General features: G+C 47.7%; 15 protein-coding genes. 9 read left to right on the plus strand and 6 right to left on the minus strand.

Annotated features, from left to right (window positions below; all coding sequences use genetic code 11):
- The first annotated feature begins 165 nt into the window (after positions 1-165).
- The 7 genes from V144x_RS13235 (at position 166) to V144x_RS13265 (ending at position 6033) form a co-directional block, all read left to right on the plus strand.
- Positions 166-729 (plus strand): sigma-70 family RNA polymerase sigma factor, encoded by a 564-nt coding sequence (locus V144x_RS13235; protein WP_144985630.1) that lies wholly within the window; start codon positions 166-168, stop codon positions 727-729.
- Complete coding sequence (locus tag V144x_RS13240) at positions 716-2005, plus strand: anti-sigma factor (protein ID WP_144985631.1); 1290 nt, start codon at positions 716-718, stop codon at positions 2003-2005. Before V144x_RS13235 ends, V144x_RS13240 begins: the two co-directional genes overlap by 14 nt.
- On the plus strand, positions 1995-2360 hold the full coding sequence (locus V144x_RS13245; protein WP_144985632.1) for a hypothetical protein: 366 nt from the start codon (positions 1995-1997) through the stop codon (positions 2358-2360). Before V144x_RS13240 ends, V144x_RS13245 begins: the two co-directional genes overlap by 11 nt.
- Before the next feature lie 171 nt (positions 2361-2531).
- On the plus strand, positions 2532-2861 hold the full coding sequence (locus V144x_RS13250) for a hypothetical protein (protein ID WP_144985633.1): 330 nt from the start codon (positions 2532-2534) through the stop codon (positions 2859-2861).
- A gap of 328 nt (positions 2862-3189) precedes the next feature.
- Entirely contained in the window at positions 3190-3585 is a 396-nt protein-coding gene (locus V144x_RS13255; RefSeq protein WP_144985634.1) for an IS110 family transposase, read from the plus strand.
- Positions 3554-4195, plus strand: a complete 642-nt coding sequence (locus V144x_RS13260; RefSeq protein WP_232102835.1) for a transposase — start codon at positions 3554-3556, stop codon at positions 4193-4195. The genes V144x_RS13255 and V144x_RS13260 overlap by 32 nt, the downstream gene beginning before the upstream one ends.
- A 368-nt stretch (positions 4196-4563) precedes the next feature.
- On the plus strand, positions 4564-6033 hold the full coding sequence (locus V144x_RS13265) for a sulfatase (protein ID WP_144985636.1): 1470 nt from the start codon (positions 4564-4566) through the stop codon (positions 6031-6033).
- Positions 6034-6054: 21 nt separating this feature from the next.
- Here V144x_RS13265 and V144x_RS13270 read toward each other — a convergent pair whose 3' ends face one another.
- The 4 genes from V144x_RS13270 to V144x_RS13285 form a co-directional block, all read right to left on the minus strand.
- On the minus strand, positions 6055-7095 hold the full coding sequence (locus V144x_RS13270; RefSeq protein WP_144985637.1) for a Gfo/Idh/MocA family protein: 1041 nt from the start codon (positions 7093-7095) through the stop codon (positions 6055-6057).
- A gap of 56 nt (positions 7096-7151) precedes the next feature.
- On the minus strand, positions 7152-8438 hold the full coding sequence (locus V144x_RS13275; protein WP_144985638.1) for a Gfo/Idh/MocA family protein: 1287 nt from the start codon (positions 8436-8438) through the stop codon (positions 7152-7154).
- 163 nt (positions 8439-8601) lie between these two features.
- Entirely contained in the window at positions 8602-9708 is a 1107-nt protein-coding gene (locus tag V144x_RS13280) for a hypothetical protein (RefSeq protein WP_144985639.1), read from the minus strand.
- A 178-nt stretch (positions 9709-9886) separates the two neighbouring features.
- On the minus strand, positions 9887-11152 hold the full coding sequence (locus V144x_RS13285) for a sialidase family protein (protein WP_144985640.1): 1266 nt from the start codon (positions 11150-11152) through the stop codon (positions 9887-9889).
- 241 nt (positions 11153-11393) lie between these two features.
- Here V144x_RS13285 and V144x_RS13290 point away from each other — a divergent pair, with 241 nt between their 5' ends.
- On the plus strand, positions 11394-12674 hold the full coding sequence (locus V144x_RS13290; RefSeq protein WP_144985641.1) for an outer membrane protein assembly factor BamB family protein: 1281 nt from the start codon (positions 11394-11396) through the stop codon (positions 12672-12674).
- An 11-nt stretch (positions 12675-12685) separates the two neighbouring features.
- Here V144x_RS13290 and V144x_RS13295 read toward each other — a convergent pair whose 3' ends face one another.
- Positions 12686-14620: an exo-alpha-sialidase gene (locus tag V144x_RS13295; RefSeq protein ID WP_232102809.1), complete on the minus strand. Its 1935-nt coding sequence runs from the start codon at positions 14618-14620 to the stop codon at positions 12686-12688.
- A gap of 83 nt (positions 14621-14703) precedes the next feature.
- Entirely contained in the window at positions 14704-15807 is a 1104-nt protein-coding gene (locus tag V144x_RS13300) for a twin-arginine translocation signal domain-containing protein (protein WP_144985642.1), read from the minus strand.
- 240 nt (positions 15808-16047) lie between these two features.
- Here V144x_RS13300 and V144x_RS13305 point away from each other — a divergent pair, with 240 nt between their 5' ends.
- Positions 16048-17658: an arylsulfatase gene (locus V144x_RS13305; protein WP_144985643.1), complete on the plus strand. Its 1611-nt coding sequence runs from the start codon at positions 16048-16050 to the stop codon at positions 17656-17658.
- Positions 17659-17731 lie beyond the last annotated feature (73 nt).

The raw sequence follows: 17731 nt of genomic DNA on the forward strand, positions 1-17731 counted from the left end.
TAACAGATTCTACTAGAATATAAAATATTGAGATTACTGACGCGATGTATTAAAGTTTGCAAATTAAATCAGATACGATTCTCATCAGATATTCTTTTAGTTACGTCATAACGAAACTTCGGAACTCATTCAAAAATCAGCAAATAGAAGAGACGCACTAGTCCGATGAATGCGACACAAACAACAACACTTCAAGTCGATTCTGCACGCAGCCGAGCAGATTTGGCACGCAACTGGGTCAAAGTTCAACCTTCATTGATGGCATTCGTGGTGGCATCAACTCCACAGTTCAATGATGCAGAGGACTTACTGCAAGAGGTCGCAGCGGAAGTCGCATTACGTTATGATGAGTATGACAGTTCTCGCCCTTTTTTGCCTTGGGCTTTGTGGATTGCAAAGCTCAAAATTGCCGACTACTACCGAGGTAAACGCCGCGATCGAGTGTTGTTCATGGGTGAGGCCATGGATGCACTCGCTGATGCCTGCTCTCGTGTCCAACGCTTGATGTCAGAAGAACGGGATCTCTTGGAATACTGTCTTGATCAATTAACTGAGCGATCCCGGCGTTTGTTAGGGCTGCGTTATACAGATGATTTGAAGCCAAAAGAAATTGCCAGTGAGTTAGGAACATCAACTGGCTCAGTACGGGTGACGCTTTCCCGTATTCGTACCAGCTTAATGGATTGCGTTCAAAAACGAGCCGCCGGTGAAGCGAATGTCGGAAACTAACGAACTGAAAGAAGTTACAGCGCTCGAGAATATCGATGCGTATCTGGACGGTGAAGATCTTTCGCTGGAAGAGGCGCAAAAGTTAGAGCAGTGGATCAAGTCAGACAGCGACAATGCTGATCAGGCCTTTCGTCGTGTATTTCTGCATTCGTATCTTAGACAGCGGTTCCAGGTCCGATCGATTGGTGAAGCACAAGTCAAAGAGATGCAATCGCGTCAAAAAGAACCGTTGGTTCTACCTTCTGAGTCTGAAATCGAAGTCAAATCCCGTCAGACGACACCACAAAAACAAACACGAAGGCAGAAACGACATACACTGCTGACTTGGCGTTGGTTCCTGATGATCGGAATAGGAATCGTTTCTACTATTAACCTGGCAGTTTTGTTTATCAAAGATTTTCAACTTCCCTATGACGAAGACAAAGCGTTTGAAACTCTTTTTCAGCAGTCTGATTATGCTAAAAAAACGTTTCTGATGGCGCGCATCGCGGCTCAACCTTTTTTATATGAAGGATTTGATTATTCAGAAGCACTTCTGGATGAGAAGGAATCCAAAGGTGCCACCGGTTTGAATGGAGGGCAGGGATGGTCTGGGCCCTGGATCGACAAGGGACCCAAGTACTCTACCATTATTCATGACCCGAAACGACAGACTTCGGGTGGTAATGATATGCGGTTGTTTGGTTCCCTCGGATTTTCTGATCAATATGGGAATATGCTCTTAACAGAAGGTGGCCAGTTTCGTTCGGGGGGGCCTGCAGAATCTGTGACGGTTCGTCACATTGATCTACAACAGGTCCCTTATGCATTATCCGACGAAAAGGGTTTTGGAGCCGACGGCGAAACGGTCTGGCTCAGTTTCATGGCGCAATCCTACGATAATGCAGGTGAGGGACGCTATGCTTATATCGATTTTGGAAACGAAGAATCGAGCCTGCGAATCGGAAAGTTGGCTTCCGCTCCCAGAGGAAACTGGGCTGCCGCGGGACAAGTCAATGGAACCGAATATAATACGACTTCGAGTGACGTGCTTTCGGGGCAGGTTGTCCTGATTGTGGCTCGGATTCTCTTTCGTCCCGGTGCTGAAGAAGTTGCCATGTGGCTGAATCCCCCTCTCAACCACATTCCCGATCTGGGAGATGTGGACTTGCGACTGATGACGCCGGATCTGAGAATCGAGCGTGTCAAAATTGTCAGTCAATACTCAACTGACTTCGATGAACTGCGCGTGGGAGTCTCTTTTGTCGATGTGATTCCAGCCCCTGATGAAAACTGAGTGCATTACACAGAATGTGGGTTTCGTTCGTTCTGATCTCCTTTCTCTGTACCGTATCAGGCCCAGATGTGCAGCAGCAGCTATTAATGTCGCTGCTGGGTGGACAGCTGGTTGTGTTGCTGCAGCCGCTGCTTGCGCGCTGGTGGCAAATAACAACTTCGATACTTGTGTCGGTAATCAAAATATTCTTTACGTCAACTGTATTAATAAAGCTACCGGAGATTATAATGATGCGATAGCAGCAGATGCTGCAGTGGCTACTTGTTATGCCGATGCAGATAGTGCATACGCTGATTGTCTAACTGCCGCAACCGATGCCTACAATGCTTGTCTTGATGCATGCCCTGTGGAATAAGTGAACTATCAAATCTGGATCCCGTACGAGAAGATGCGGGATCCAGTTTGATTCTTGATATTGGATCAAAACTGTATACAATAGAGTTGATGTATCATTATGGTAGCCAACATGTTGACCCCCCACACTTACAGGCAAGGTTTTCTATTATGCAAATTTCTGGAGGTTAAAGTGAATTCACCATTTTTGCTGATTTTCATGGCCATGTGTCCTTTTTTACTGCTTTCCCTATTTATTTCCTGGTGGAGCAGCAGACTGCAAAAAACGAGTACAGGTCAGAATGGCGCCACTAAAATCCCTACTTATAAAACTGTCATCGTTTATATAGTAGCGGTTCTCATCATAATATTCCTACCACAGCCTCTCTATAATTTTCTAATCCCTAAAATAGAACCAGCTGTTCCTCAAAACTTGCAACCTCCAGCACCATTAGCACCCACCGAGCATCATCCTGCTCCTGATGCAAAAAAGAGTACTCCTTTACCAAACAACATCAAATAAGGTCCATATTGCAAAGTAATTTACTGCTTGCCTTTAACTTAAGTCATACTGGATAACTGAAACGTTTACGGAGCGTTTCATAATAAGAAGGCAATGAAGTGGCCTGCTACATCACCCATCTGAGAGAGCGGTGATCTACAATCAGATTCTCAACTTTAGCTCTGCCACTCCTGATAGTGGATACTGACACTGATCAGATAGTCTCTGTTTCAAAGTCTAGAGAAATTGACGTGATACTATGACCGCCGTGTCAAGCCCCCTCCCTGAAACGCTAAAATAAGTGTTCCAGTTTTTCCTGACCTGAACACTCTATTAAGGATGCAAAATTATGTGGCATATTGGTATCGATCTTCATCGGAGAACGGTTGTCACGTCCGCGGTCAATGATTCTGGAGAAGTGGTCTCTCCTGTGACAATCGAATGTCGGAACACAAAAGCCATTCTCAAATTTCTACAACCACTCAAACCGTTCCGAGCGGTTGTCGAGTCCACAGCAACTTATCGTTGGTTATATAAGTTACTCTCTGAGGAAGGAACCATCCTGTTGGTCCATCCAGCGAAATTACGCTTGATGATTCAACGGCGCGCTAAAACAGATCGTTTGGACTGTCAGCTCCTAGCGAACCTGTTACGGATCAACCAGATCCCGCTCTCCTACATTCCCCCCAGACGATTATCAGCAACTGAGAGAGATTACACGCCACCGCGCCCGCCTGGTCCGTGACAGAGCCCAGGTCAAGATTGGTTTACGGTCATTGTTGGCGCGTCATAATCGGGACGCCCCCTATCGCATCCCTTTTGGTCCTGGAGGGATCAAGTGGTTCCGGGATCAATCATTTTCGCCCATTGACGATCTGATCCGTGATGAACTGATCACGCGACTTAATCACTTTACTGAGCAAATTAATGCGATCGATCAACAACTGGAAGAACTACGGGAGTCTTTTCCCCAGGTAGAAGCATTACTCGATATTCACGGAATCGGACTGTATTCCGCTTTGGTGATTGTTGCTGAACTGGGGGAGATTGAACGATTTCGCTCTGCGAAACAGGTGGGTGCTTATGCAGGATTGACATCAAAAGTGAACCAGTCTGGAGGTCACTGTTATTACGGTTCCATTACCAGACAAGGACCACCCTGGTTACGTTGGGTGCTGACCGAAGTCGCGATTCACGCGATCAAACGCTATGTTCCCTTGAAAAGGTTTTACACCCGAATTCGTAAGCGATCTGGAGCCAAGAAAGCCTGGGTTGCTGTAGCTTGTAAACTTGCGGAAATTTCCTGGAAACGATTATTCCGCTGGCAGATTGAGCACTCAGTACAGTTGGCTTAAAAAGAGAAAAGACGAATTACGCGAAAGCAGTGAGTTCGGCCCGCTGTGGGGGCTGGTGAGAGAAGCTCTGCGCCGTTGACGTGAATGGGCTGCTCACTGATTGAATTGTAATCTGCGCGACGGCGTTTTGCCGGACGGCGCGAATGGGTGCCTAGTTTCGCGTAAAAACAAATTTAGAATACAATGGAACGGAGGCTTGACACGGCGTAGTCATGGGTGCCCCCACGAATGTCTCGAGTCGCTGGAAACAGTAATGATTTGTTCTTTTAAGATTGAGTTGCTTGGTGTGAAGTGGAACCATAGAATGGAAAGCAGTATTTGTTTGTGGGATTCCAGACGTTCATTTATCGCTTCCGATTGGAAATTAGATGAGACTGCTTTGCATTAGTTGGCTTGTTTGTGTGTTCTTAGGTTTACCTCAGTTCTCAGAGAAAGTAAATGCGGCGGAAAATCAATATAACGTGTTATTTATCATTTCAGATGATCTGACAGCGACCGCGCTTTCCTGTTATGGCAACAAAGTCTGTCACACTCCCAACATTGATGAAATCGCTGCGAAAGGAACACGTTTTACACGCGCTTATTGTCAGGCCACCTATTGCGGACCCTCTCGGGCTTCGTTTATGTCGGGCTATTATCCACATGCTTCATTGGCCTTTGGTTATGTGAGTCCGCGTTCCTATATTGGTGACCGGCCCACCTGGTCACAACACTTCAAGAACAATGGGTATTACACTGCTCGGGTGAGCAAGATTTATCATATGGGAGTACCCGGAGATATTGAAAAAGGAAGCAACGGCACTGATGATCCTGCGTCGTGGACCGAACGCTTTAATAGCCAGGGACCGGAATGGAAAGCGCCTGGAAACGGCGAAACACTGGAAAACAATCCTGATGGAAAGAAACCTGCCGTTGGTGGAAACACATTTGTCGTTGTGGAAGCGAACGGGGATGATCTCGTGCACTCCGACGGAAAGACAGCAAAAAAAGCAGTGGAGTTAATTGAGAAACATAAAAACGAACCCTTCTTTCTGGGCGTAGGTTTTGTAAGACCGCACGTGCCGTTTGTCGCTCCTAAATCTTATTATCCTCCATTCCTGCCTTACGGAAAACATATTCTTCCCAAAAAGGTGAAAGGAGACTGGGATGATATTCCGAAGTTCGGCATTAATTACAAAACGAGTGTGAACATGAAGATGGATCTCCGCCGACAGAAAAAAGCGGTCGGTGGTTATCTGGCCTCGGTCGCTTATATGGACGCGCAGGTCGGAAAATTACTGGATGCTTTGAAACGTGCGGGGATTGAGGATAAGACGATTGTGATCTTTACCAGCGATCATGGCTATCACCTGGGTGAACATGATTTCTGGGCTAAGGTCAGCTTGCATGAAGAGTCGGCGGCGGTTCCGTTGATTATCAGTGTGCCTGGCAAGAAACCGGCTGTCTGTCATTCTCTCACCGAGTTGCTTGATTTGTATCCGACGATCACAAGCTTGTGCGGCTTAAAAATTCCGAACGGAATTCAAGGTAAAGACCTTTCTGGCATGCTGGACGATCCAAGTGTGAGTGTGAGAGATGCTGCCTTTAGTGTGGATCCGCGAAATAAAGGGAATCGAGGCTTTCTCCTTCGCGATGACCGCTGGGCCTTCATTCAATATAAAGAAGACGCTTCCGAGGGTGTGGAATTGTACGACATGCAAAATGATCCGCAGCAATTCACAAATCTAGCAGAAAAACTCGAGCATCAGTCCAAAGTCGCTGAATTTAAGAAACGACTTGCGAAAAAGCTGAAAGCAATCCGCACGAATGACCTGGGTCATACCTACACGAAACAATAAGATGTGCGAAAGAGGGCAAAATCAATTGACGGGAATGCTCTGAGTTTGTCCTGTCTCGGCTGCTTTGTAGGCGGCGTAGATCGTTCTGAGAACCTGTAAGCTGTCATGGCTGGTGAGCGTGGGTGGTTCTTTTTCCAGTACAGACCTGACTGCGGCATGCACACAGGGAGTATAGCCCCGAGGTTGAATGGGACCTTCAAACTTGTGAATGGTTCCGGGTTTGTCATCATTCAGAGACCATTGTAAATGTTTGCCAGTCGAATAATCCATTTCCAGCCAGCCTTTGGAACCCCAGATTTTAATCAACGACTGCTTGCCCCGTTTAGTGTAATAACCGGATGTCATCGTACCTAAAAATCCTTTATCGAATTTCAGGCTGAGGGCTGCGGAATCTTCGACGTCAATGGGCTGTCCACCGACATTGGTGATGAAACCGCACACATCCGTGATTTTGGAATCTGTGATATACATTCCCAGGTCGAGCCAGTGAATTCCCAGCCAGATGAGGTGACCGCCACCGGCACACTTTTTTTGAGCAAACCAGCCAGCCTGATAACTTTTGCTTGTCAGTCTCGTCTGATCGGCAATGAAGTTGAGTTCAATGCCATAAATCTTACCGAAGGTTCCTTTGCGGATCATACGACGCGCGGCTTTGACTTCCGGGTTATTACGATTTGCTAAAGCCAGCATCAGATTGAGATGTTTTCCGTCTGCTTTTTGCACCAATGCTTCAAATTGTTCGATGTTCGTGCAGGAAGGCTTTTCGGCAAATACAGGACAGCCATTTTCTAGCGCAAGATCAATGGCCGCCGGTGACTGGATGGCTTCCATGGTGATTAATGCCATGTCGGGCTTTTCTTTTTTAAACAATTTTTGGGGATCGTCATAAACCCGGGTTAATTTATCGCCCAGTTTGTTGCGTGCCGTTGCGACATGTTTCTGGCTTGGATCACAGAGAATGACTTCGCTGACGTCCTCGCAGGAAGCGAGTGCCGGATAGTAGGCGCCCAAATGTGCGGATGTGTCATTGATGAGAAGGGCGACGATTGCCTTGTCTGCCATGAAACTGCTTTCTCTTAAAACGAAATGGGATTAGCTGTCAATATTGAGTCAAAGGTTCAAACTCGGGGTAGCTCAAAACCGTCTCGATAATCACGGGTCAGATAGCGGTTGGCTTCCTTATCTTCAGGGAACGTCTCCGTTTTCGGATCAAATACGAGCCGACGCCCCGTGCGATACGAAATATTTCCGAGATGGCTGAGCATGGAAGAATAATGGCCTTCCTCGATTTCTGCTAACAGATTTTCAGATTTACGACTTTTGACGCAGTCAATAAAGTTTTGATAGTGGGTTGGTGTATCCTGCCACTTCTGCTCATAGGCGGGGCCGCGTTTGTGCTTATAAAAGATGCGATAGCCGGATCGATCGACCATCATAAATCCTTTATCGCCGTAGAAAATGTTATCGTTATCATGGCGATGTGCCTGCATGCGGTACGGTGTGAAATCACGCTGCTCATAGACATAGAGCAGATCGTCGTATTCCCAGGTGACGACCATGGTGTCGGGGGTTTCCTGTGCGTCTCCTTTGGAGCCGAGCTTGGCACCACTGCAGGAAACGGCATTCGGTGCTTTTAAATTCAGAGCCCAGCGGCCAATATCAATCTGGTGTACGCCGTCATTACCAATATCACCGGTGCCAAAGTCCCAGGTCCAATGCCATGAGGTATGAAAGCGATTTCTATTAAAGGGGCGTTTTTTTGCAGGGCCTAACCAGAGGTCGTAGTTCACTCCTTTGGGAACAGGCTCATCCGGGCGGTGGGCATAGAGCGCACGCCGTTGGTTATTGATGGCCTTGACCATCATTACTTTGCCGATGGCACCATCCTGAATCTGCTTCCACGCTTTTTCATAAACGGGAGTGGCTCGTAAATTGGTACCATGCTGGACAACGCGTTTATATTTGCGGGCTGCATTGACCAACTGGCGCCCTTCATGAATATTATGCGAGCAGGGCTTTTCTACATACACGTCTTTGCCCGCCTGACAGGCCATGATCGCCGCCGGTGTATGCCAATGATCGGGAGTGGCGATCACAATCGCATCAATGGTATTTCCATCCAGCAGTGTGCGAAAATCTTCGACGAGCTGGGGACGTTTGCCTGAAGACTTTTCGACCTGATCTGCCATCTGGCCAGATCGGTTTTCATCGGGATCACATAAGGCGACAAGTTGACTTTCCGGCAGACTGGAGAACCAGTTGGCTAATCCGCGTCCGCGACCACCACAACCCACGAGTGCGACGTTGACTTTTTCGTTCGCGGAGACGGCTGTATGTCCGACCGCTGACATTCCAGCCCAAACAAGAGACGCTCCCAAAAATCCCCGACGGCTCACATCACTCATAGCGGATCTCCTCGCATGTTGACATTACTAATGCGTAAACTGCTATAAATGATCCTAAACAACACAGAATGATACATCAAGGGCTATTGATGCTTTGGGGCTTTCGTTATCAAGAGGGTTCTTAGTGCTCGAAAGATCTCGGAACTAAAAAGAACCTTTCATTCTAGTAGTCTTCGTCCTCATAGTCATCGTAGGGGGGCGATAGATAAATCTCGCCTTTCCAAGGGTGGTTTGTTGAGCCATGTAGTGAGTATTTTTTATCGGCAGGTAATAAATCTAATGCTCTATGGAATCCGTCCATGATTGAGTCCGCTGAATCAAAGAGCGATTTGAGTTGGTTCTCTGTCCGTTCATAAAGATCATCATCTTCATCGAAATCATCACTGTAGGAGATGGTATCTGCTAGCTCAGAGATGATCGATTCAACATCAGACCGTTCATGTACAATAAAGATCCGGTCGACCGTCTCCTCCCATTCATCACCTGACATATTGGTTTCTTTAAGATAATTCTTACGAATCTGTTCGTCGATAAAGTAGCTGATTTCTTGTTTCCAGGGCTGTTTCACCATTTCAATTTCTTCGTCTGAAAGGTCCGTGCGGCCTTCCTTGGCGGAAACCCGCATGACTTCTTCTGTTGTGATACCTCCTCGCTCAATGCGCCAATCCATAGTACGCGCCCAGGATTTCTTGAATACTTCTTCAAAGCTTTTATCTGTATGGTCGACGACGGTCTTTCCGGCGATTTCTTCAAGCATCCGATTATGCAATTCATTGACATGACTTTCATCTGATAGATTCAGATGATCCATTCTAATCATTTGGCTGAATTCAGGATGGTCCATTCCATCATCGGGGGCCGTACTGACTGTGATCTGTGTTTCGTCTGACATTTCACAAACCAGATCCAGATAAAACGCGTTTGCTTGATCGACTTCATAGATTAAAGCGAAGCCCGGTAAATCTGAGTTTTTGAATCCCAGCATTTTGACATGCACAGGAGCATATGAGTCAAATGATCCGGTAACCCGATACCCTAATCTTTCCAGTGCTTCCGTTGTTGTTTTTTTCTTTGAGAAATCAGTCCATTCCAGTTCATTATTTTTTTCCAACTCAATACGAAGTGGAGGAACGCCTGCCCCTCCCATATTTGAGAGTGCTTCTGCTAAATGCGAAGAAAATTTTCGGAGCTTGAATTTAATCCAAAACCAGATGAGCAGAATTAAAATCACAAAGCCTAAAATAACGCCGAGCGCAACGTAGAGGATCATGATCATCGGGCTTCCGTTCTACCAGTTGGATACAGGGAATAGATGTCCCAACTGGAATATCAAATTTTGGAATGCAAACTCAGAGAGGTGATCTCAACTAGTACTAAGGTACCAATCTGAAAAAGAGGATCAAGAAAATTTAGAAGCCACTCATACTTTTTTAACTAAAGTCGATCAATCATTCATTTTTCACGGGATGGGGCTGATTCCACAAGATTTTTGAAACATACACGCTGTTGTCTGCCCCGTATTTGTTATCAACGGGCATGATGTGATTGGGGCCGTGAGTTTGCATCCACTCACTGACAATCACCCAGGTTTCATGTTTGTTTACATTAACGACTCCAAAATTTCCCAAACGGGCACCACGTTCGGGTACCAGGATACGTTCCGAATTTCGAATGATGGCCATCTTTTCTGGATTCACACGGCCAATGAAAAGAGGAGCACGGTTTCGAAAGACGTGGTCATTCTTTGCTCCTCTGCGCGTGTAAACCAAAAATAACCCGTTTGCGTGAGTGACCCAGTGGGCCTGCGTATTGTAACTGCCCAGATCCTGACCATCATCGAACGTCCATTTTTGCGGTGGTGCGAAATGCAGCCCATCCCTGCTGCGGGTGACATAAGCAAATTTGTCGTTCCGCAATGTCAGGTAAAACCAATCACCAAATTTTGTGATCGATGGCTCGGCAAATCCCCGTCCGAAATCGATCGATAATTCATTACCGTGTTCAACATACTTCAACGTTTCACCGTCAAAGCGACAACGGATCACCATCACATCAGAGACTTTTTTACCAGGCTTCGTAAAATAGACCGGTAGCAGAATGTCACCGTTGGGTAAATCATAACGTTGCACCGAGCCAGCGCCGCTACTGGCAAACTCGGGGCCGTCCGGCAGTTTGAGCGATTTCCAGTTCGACCAGACATTCGTTTTGGGATCGTAAGCGGCATATGATGTGACGCGAATATTCTTTTTGTGGTCGATGCGATTGTTGTAGTAGCGGACGGTATGGCCGATACCCAGAAGTGTTTTCGATTTCGCGTGCCATTGCGGCCAGAAATCAGAGACAACAACTTCACCACCGTCGGGGAGGTTATGGCGGCTAAGGTTTTTCTGTTCGACTGGACCCTGCCAGCTTTTCCCCAGGTTGTCAGTTCGCATTGAGTTCAATGCATAAAAAATATCACTACCCGATAATAGTAATTTTTGCATCGTCATCACCACAATTGGATCAGAGGATGAGTTGCCCGGTGCTCCGACAGGAATCGCTCCGGCTCGTGCATGTACCCAGCAAGTCTTTCCATCATAGCCTTTGATGGCGGTACTCAACTGAATGCGAAAATCCAACTGCTGCGGCTTTTGATCTGCAGCATGCAAATTATTGTGTGTGAATAACCAGAGCATCGACAGCATCAATAGAAACGATTTTTGTAAGGGCATGGTTTGTTCTCGATCTATTATTTAAGTTGTGCCATTGAATTCAGAGGTGATCGCAGATTCATCATACCCGCAGTAGTCCAGACCGGCAATCATTTGCTGCTTTGCAGAATTGAGCAGAGTCTATTTGCCAATGCGCTTGCGGTTGCTCACGAACTGCTTACAATAAAATGCAATGCTCATTGATTACTGATTTGCAATCCCATATGCCCCACACATTGCCAACCCGTTAGAAAGCCCACCGATGAAGCGACTCCTCAGTCTCAGCTTGTTGTTTTTGATTTCCCATCCCATCTGCATCATTGCGGGGGAAGAAAAAAAGGATTCTGTCGAGCCGATTAATGTCAAAGCAATCGATTGGCCCTGGTGGCGAGGCCCACAGCGAAATGGGATTGCCTATGCGAACCAGAATCCTCCACTCAAATGGAGTAAAGCAGAAAACATCGTCTGGAAATCACCGATTCCCGGGCGCGGCTATAGTTCTCCGACAGTCGTCGGAAATCGAATTTATCTCGCGACGGCGAATAAGAAGAATGAAGCACAGTCTGTCCTGTGCTATGACCGTGCAACAGGGAAACAACTCTGGCAAACCATCATTCACAAAGGGGGCTTCAGTACTAAAGGTAATAAAAAATCGACGCATGCGTCTTCAACGGTTGCCTGTGACGGAAAACGACTTTTTATCAACTTTGTCAATAATGGGGCCGCTTACACCACGGCACTGACATTGGATGGCAGGCTTCTCTGGCAGACGAAGATTACAGATTACGTCATTCATCAGGGATATGGTTCCTCACCCGCAATTTATGATTCACTGGTGATTGTCTCAGCGGATAACAAAGGGGGCGGCGCGATAGCCGCATTGAAACGAAAAGATGGTTCGGTAGTCTGGAAAATTGATCGTCCCAAGACTCCGAACTATCCTTCGCCCATCATTCTAAACGTGGCGGGGAAAGATCAAGTGCTGATGACGGGTTGTGATTTGGTAACGGGCATTGAACCACTCACGGGGAAAAAACTCTGGGAGATCGAAGGGGCAACCACGGAATGTGTGACTTCTACCGTGACGAATGGCGATCTTATTTTGACCAGTGGTGGTTATCCCAAAAATCATATGTCCGCTGTCAAAGCCGATGGTTCTGGTACCGTCGTCTGGGAGAACAGCAATCGCATGTATGTACCTTCCATGTTAGTGCAGGGTGACACGATTTACTCTGTCACCGATAATGGCGTTGCCATCTGCTGGGATATTAAGACCGGTAAACAAATCTGGAAGGCGCGATTAGGCGGAACTTTCAGTTCATCTCCCGTGTTGGTGGGAGATCGGATTTATGTGACCAATGAAGCGGGCGAGACGTATATTTTCAAAGCCGATCCGAAAGAATTCGAATTATTGGGAGAGAATAAATTAGGAACGGAAGTTTTTGCAACTCCCACATTTTGTGACAGTCGCATTTATATGCGTGTTTCTGAAGAGGTCGACGGTAAACGTCAGGAATTATTGTACTGCATCGGAAAACGCTGATTGGTTCTGAATCAGTCATCCGCTGGTTGATAAAACCAGGCCAGTGGTACCGAACGGAAGCGCGACGAAATCACATTCTTCTCATAGCTGACGTAATAACCCATGATGGCTCGTCCCTGATGGAACATAAGGCTGATATAGGAATATTCGTGATCTGGGTTGTTCTCCAGGTTCTTTTTGAATTTCCAGGTTTTGCCTTCATCAGAACTAATGGCGACGGTTAAGGGAGTGCGTTTGCCGCCGTGTCCTGCTCCTGCTTTAAAATGATCGTTCCAGATCAGCATCAGATCACCGGTGGAGGGAATGCGACGCAGCGTGGCTGGTGCCTCGGGAGCCCGTACACCCCACGAACCTGGCTTGCCCCAGGTCTCTCCTCCATCTTCGGAAACACTTGATCCGATGTGACCGGATTGCGTACGGAAAATCATCAGAACGTTACCATTTTTTAACTCACAAACTTCTGGTTCCATCGCACCTCGTTTTGCGTAATCGACGCTTCCCTTTGATTGCCGCCAGGTCTTTCCCTGATCATCAGAGATGAAGCAGGTGCATACGAAGTGGTTCACATTACGCACATCAGCTGTGGATGCGACCGGAGCGAGCCAACGGCCTGAAGAGAGGATTGTGATACGATCATTATTCATCACGTGGTAACCGGGAGGCACCGTGATTTCGATTGCCTCCCCAAATGTTTTTCCGTTGTCTTCGGAAATCTTTAAATAGGCTTTCAGGTCAGAGTATGTATTTTTCTTGAGATAGAACAGTCCGATAGGGCGTTTTTCATGCATGGGTCCTTTTATGTAACGCAGTGTGGCCGACATGACATTTTTCTTGCCCGTGTTTTCCTGCAAGACGCGGGGTTCGCTCCAGGTTCTGCCTCCATCGGTTGATGTTTTACCGATGATTCGCGCAGTGGCGAAGTCAGAGCCACTGTCGATGAATTGTGTGGTTGCGTACAATAAACTGCCGTCGTTCAAAGGCAAGATCGAACCTTCACTGTAACGGGGGTACTTTTTCGATGACGGGAAGAGTTCATTGACGACAACTTCTCCTCGCGGATGTGGAGCTGTTTTCGCAAGGACAATTAACGCCTGGGCAGCCCGCACTCTGGCGTCCAGATTGTCATCGTTTAACTGTTTGATCAGCTTTGCTTTCAAATGACTGGCGCCCGCTTCACCGGCAAAGATGGCGGAATAGGTTTTGATGGCGGGGTTATCGCTGTCCAGATTCTTTTCAATGGCCTGTAACCCTTCCGGATCGCCATGCATGGCCAATGCCGTTTCGAAATAAGCACGTACAAACGGATCATCGGTTCGTTTCAGATTTGCTTTAAGTGCGGGGATATCCTGCTGGTCTCCCACGCGAGCGATAATCCAGGCGGCCACGCTGGCGACGCTGATATCCGGATCGTTCAGGAATTTTCGTACTAAACGCAGTGCATCCTGGTTACCCCAACGCGAGAGCAGGGCGGCAGCCATCATCGCTTTACGGGGGTTTTCGGATTGCATCGCTTCGCGAATGAGAATCCCGTCACCCAACTCATTGACTTTGTACAAGGATTCGCAGGCATGTACGTGTCCGTGAGGATCTTTGCCAGCGAGAATCTGAAACATGATTGCAGCTTTGGAACGATCGCCAGCACGTACGAGTTCTCGTGCCAGCCCGCAACGGTGCTGGTCATCTTTCTCTGTCTTCAATTTGGGTTCCAGCAAGTCACGAACTTCTGCCCCTTCACCGGCCAGAGTGAGTGCTTCCGCCGCATGCATGGAAGGCCAGAACTCATCACTGCGAATGGCCTCTCGCAATACTTCCAGGCAACGCGCCCTGGTTTGGGGACTCAATTTGATCTGAGGTGACTTCGTTTCGTTACCAGCCACCAATACTGATTGGCAGAATAAAGTCAAAGCCAAAGTAACCGTCGTGAACCAGGAGAGTGATTTCATCATGCTGCTTCTATCAAAAGGTGTGATTCAGTGTGTGGTGGATTTAAGAAGACAGCAGCTGTGTCTGCTGTCGTTGGCATTCCGTTTTAACTAAGCCGTTTCAGTTTTGTGATTCGCCCCGTGGCCACCCATTCGGCAACAAAAATATTTCCATCCTGATCAAAACAGGCATCGTGCGGATGCACAAACCGACCGGCTTGCCACTTCTGTGGTGTTTCCCGCATGCGGGGTTTGGCGGTTTTCATCGCTTTGGCCCAATCCGGATCCTGTCCTAAATGAGCGACAACTTTATTATCAGCATCCAGCAGCGTGATACGCGATGCCAGGTCGGGAACCAGCAAGAGTTCCTGGTAGGCATCCACATTCGCGGGCAGAATAAAGTCTGTCATCGTTTTGAGATGCTTTCCCTCTAACGTGAACCATTGCAGGCGGCCATTAGCCCGGTCTGCCACCACAACGGATGGCTCGCGTCCTTCACGGTCATCAATCCACAGGCCATGCGGCAGGTTGAATTTACCATCTTCTTTGCCTTGACCCCCGAAGGCAGAAAGCCATTTTCCATTTTTGTCATAACGGTGGATCTGATAGGCGCCATAACCATCGGCCAGATAAAAACCACCATCGGTATGAAAGGCAAAGTTGGTCGGCATGAATCGGTTTCGTCCCCAGACTTTCTTGGGTTGGGTCGCTTCTCCTTTCGCATACGCTTTGGATTCCATCGGCGCATAGTTCTGCCAGACCGTTTCCCCTTTCAGATCAAGCTTGGCAAAGGTTTTCAGATGTTGATAACCTGTAACATAGAGAAACTGTTCATTGCCTTCCTGCCGGACTTCGAGACCGTGGCCGCCACCTTGAAACTGTTTGCCAAATGAGCGGACATAGTTTCCTTTCGGATCAAATACAAAGATCGAAGGATGATCTTTCTGATTGGCGCGGCCTTCGTGGATGACATACACAAACCCGTCTTTGTCAACGGCGACATTGTGTGTGGTCTGCCACGTGAATTGGGAAGGGAGTTTCGCCCAGTCGTGATTCACTTCGTATTGATAGTCGCCAGAACCCAGCACAATACGCGAGTCGGTTTTTGTGCCTGCATGAATGGCGGGAGCACCGAATAAGGCGGCCGTGGTTCCGGCTGCTGTCGTTTTTAAAAATTCACGACGCGTTTGTGACGGTTGCGGTTGACTCATGATCGATCTCCCTGAGCGGTTTTATTGAGATAAGCGAATTTGGTAATGAAATTAAAATAGGGTTCCTTAAACTGTAACCAGTGCTGAAAGCCAGATCAATTCGTAACTCGAATCTTCCTGCATTTCTTCAGAACCGGCGTGACAGTGATTTTCGATTGTTGAGTCCTGTCTCATGTCTGTTTACAATAGAGTCCATATCTCTTTGAATTCCGTGATCTCTCACATTAGTAAAGCAGCAACATGCCAAACTCGCGTCTCCCTAGATTTGTGATTCTCTTTTGTACGTTCTGTTTTCTGTTTTCGTTTGGAACGCATCTGAGTGCCGCTGAAAAGCCGAATATCATTCTCATTATGTGTGATGATATGGGCTATTCCGATATCGGCTGTTACGGAGGCGAAGTCGAGACTCCCCATCTGAATCGACTGGCGCGGGAAGGGATGCGGTTCACTCAGTTTTATAACAACGCCAAATGTACGACCACGCGGGCTTCTATTCTGACCGGCCTCTATCCCCGTTTCGGCAAGGGAGGCCATATGCGACAAAATATGGTGACGCTCGGCGAAGCGATGAAGGTCGCCGGTTATCATACGGGACTCAGCGGCAAGTGGCATTTAATGCGCACGAAGGGCTACGCCAAGAGCAAATATCCCGGTGGCTGGATTGATCGTTACGATAAAACAACACATCCGTTCTTTCGTGGCTTTGACTCGTATTACGGTGTGCTGGATGGTTGTTGTAATTTCTTCGATCCAACGATTTCTGATCCTCCCTACAAACGCGCCGGCATTCGCAGCTTTGGGCATGACGACAAAGCGGTGACCCAATTTAAAGAGGATTACTACACAACGGATGCCTTTACCGACCATACACTCGATATGATTCAGCGTTATAGCAAAGATGAGAAACCGTTTTTTATTCATCTTTGCTACACTGCCCCGCATTATCCGCTCCATGCAAAGCCCAAAGACATCGCAAAGTATGTCGGAAAGTTCAAAATGGGGTGGGATCAGATGCGGAAAGACCGTTGGAAACGGATTCAAAAGATGGGTTTGGCGGGTGAGAACTGGTCTTTGTCGGAAGGAGACAGCCGTAGTTACGCATGGGAGACGGCGAATCACGAGTTCGAAGACCTGCGAATGGCCGTTTATGCCGCCATGATTGACAGTATGGATCAAAATATTGGTCGGATTATGACCACTTTGAAAGCAACGAATCAACTCGATAATACCCTGGTCCTGTTTCTCTCAGACAATGGGGGCTGCAGTGAAGAACCGGGCGGACGTGATCCTAACAAGCGGACTCCCGGTCCCAAAGACGATTATGTGGCCGTCGGTCCTTCCTGGGGCTGGGCGCAGAATTCTCCTTTCCGGCGGTATAAATCGTGGGTACATGAAGGGGGCATCTCGACGCCTTGCATCGCCTGGTGGCCGGGTAAAGTTCCGGCTGGGAGTATCAATCGCAGTCCGGCTCACATTATTGACCTGATGCCGACCTTTCTGGAAATGGCGGAGACCGAGTATCCAAAAACCTATCAGGGACACGACATTCTACCCGTTGAAGGTACCAGCATGCTGGCACTCTTAAAAGGTGAAGAGAAATCACTGCACAATTCTCTCGCCTGGTACTGGTCAGGTAATCGTGCACTGCGACAAGGTCCCTGGAAACTCGTTTGGGACTCTCAGGTCAAAGAGTGGGAACTGTATGACATCAATGCCGACCGGTGTGAGATTAACAACCTCGCCGCGCAGCATCCCGATCGGGTCAAACAGATGACCAAAGACTGGTTTGCCTGGGCAGACAAGGTGGAGTTGCGGTCGAAGCTCAAAGCAGACCGGAAGAAGAAAAAGTGACCTTTTATCGGAATCAGGTTCGACCTGAAGACGGCTGCCCGAATACCAATCGGCGGACCCGATAAAATCAACC

The sequence above is a fragment of the Gimesia aquarii genome (genome assembly GCF_007748195.1).
Classification (GTDB): domain Bacteria; phylum Planctomycetota; class Planctomycetia; order Planctomycetales; family Planctomycetaceae; genus Gimesia; species Gimesia aquarii.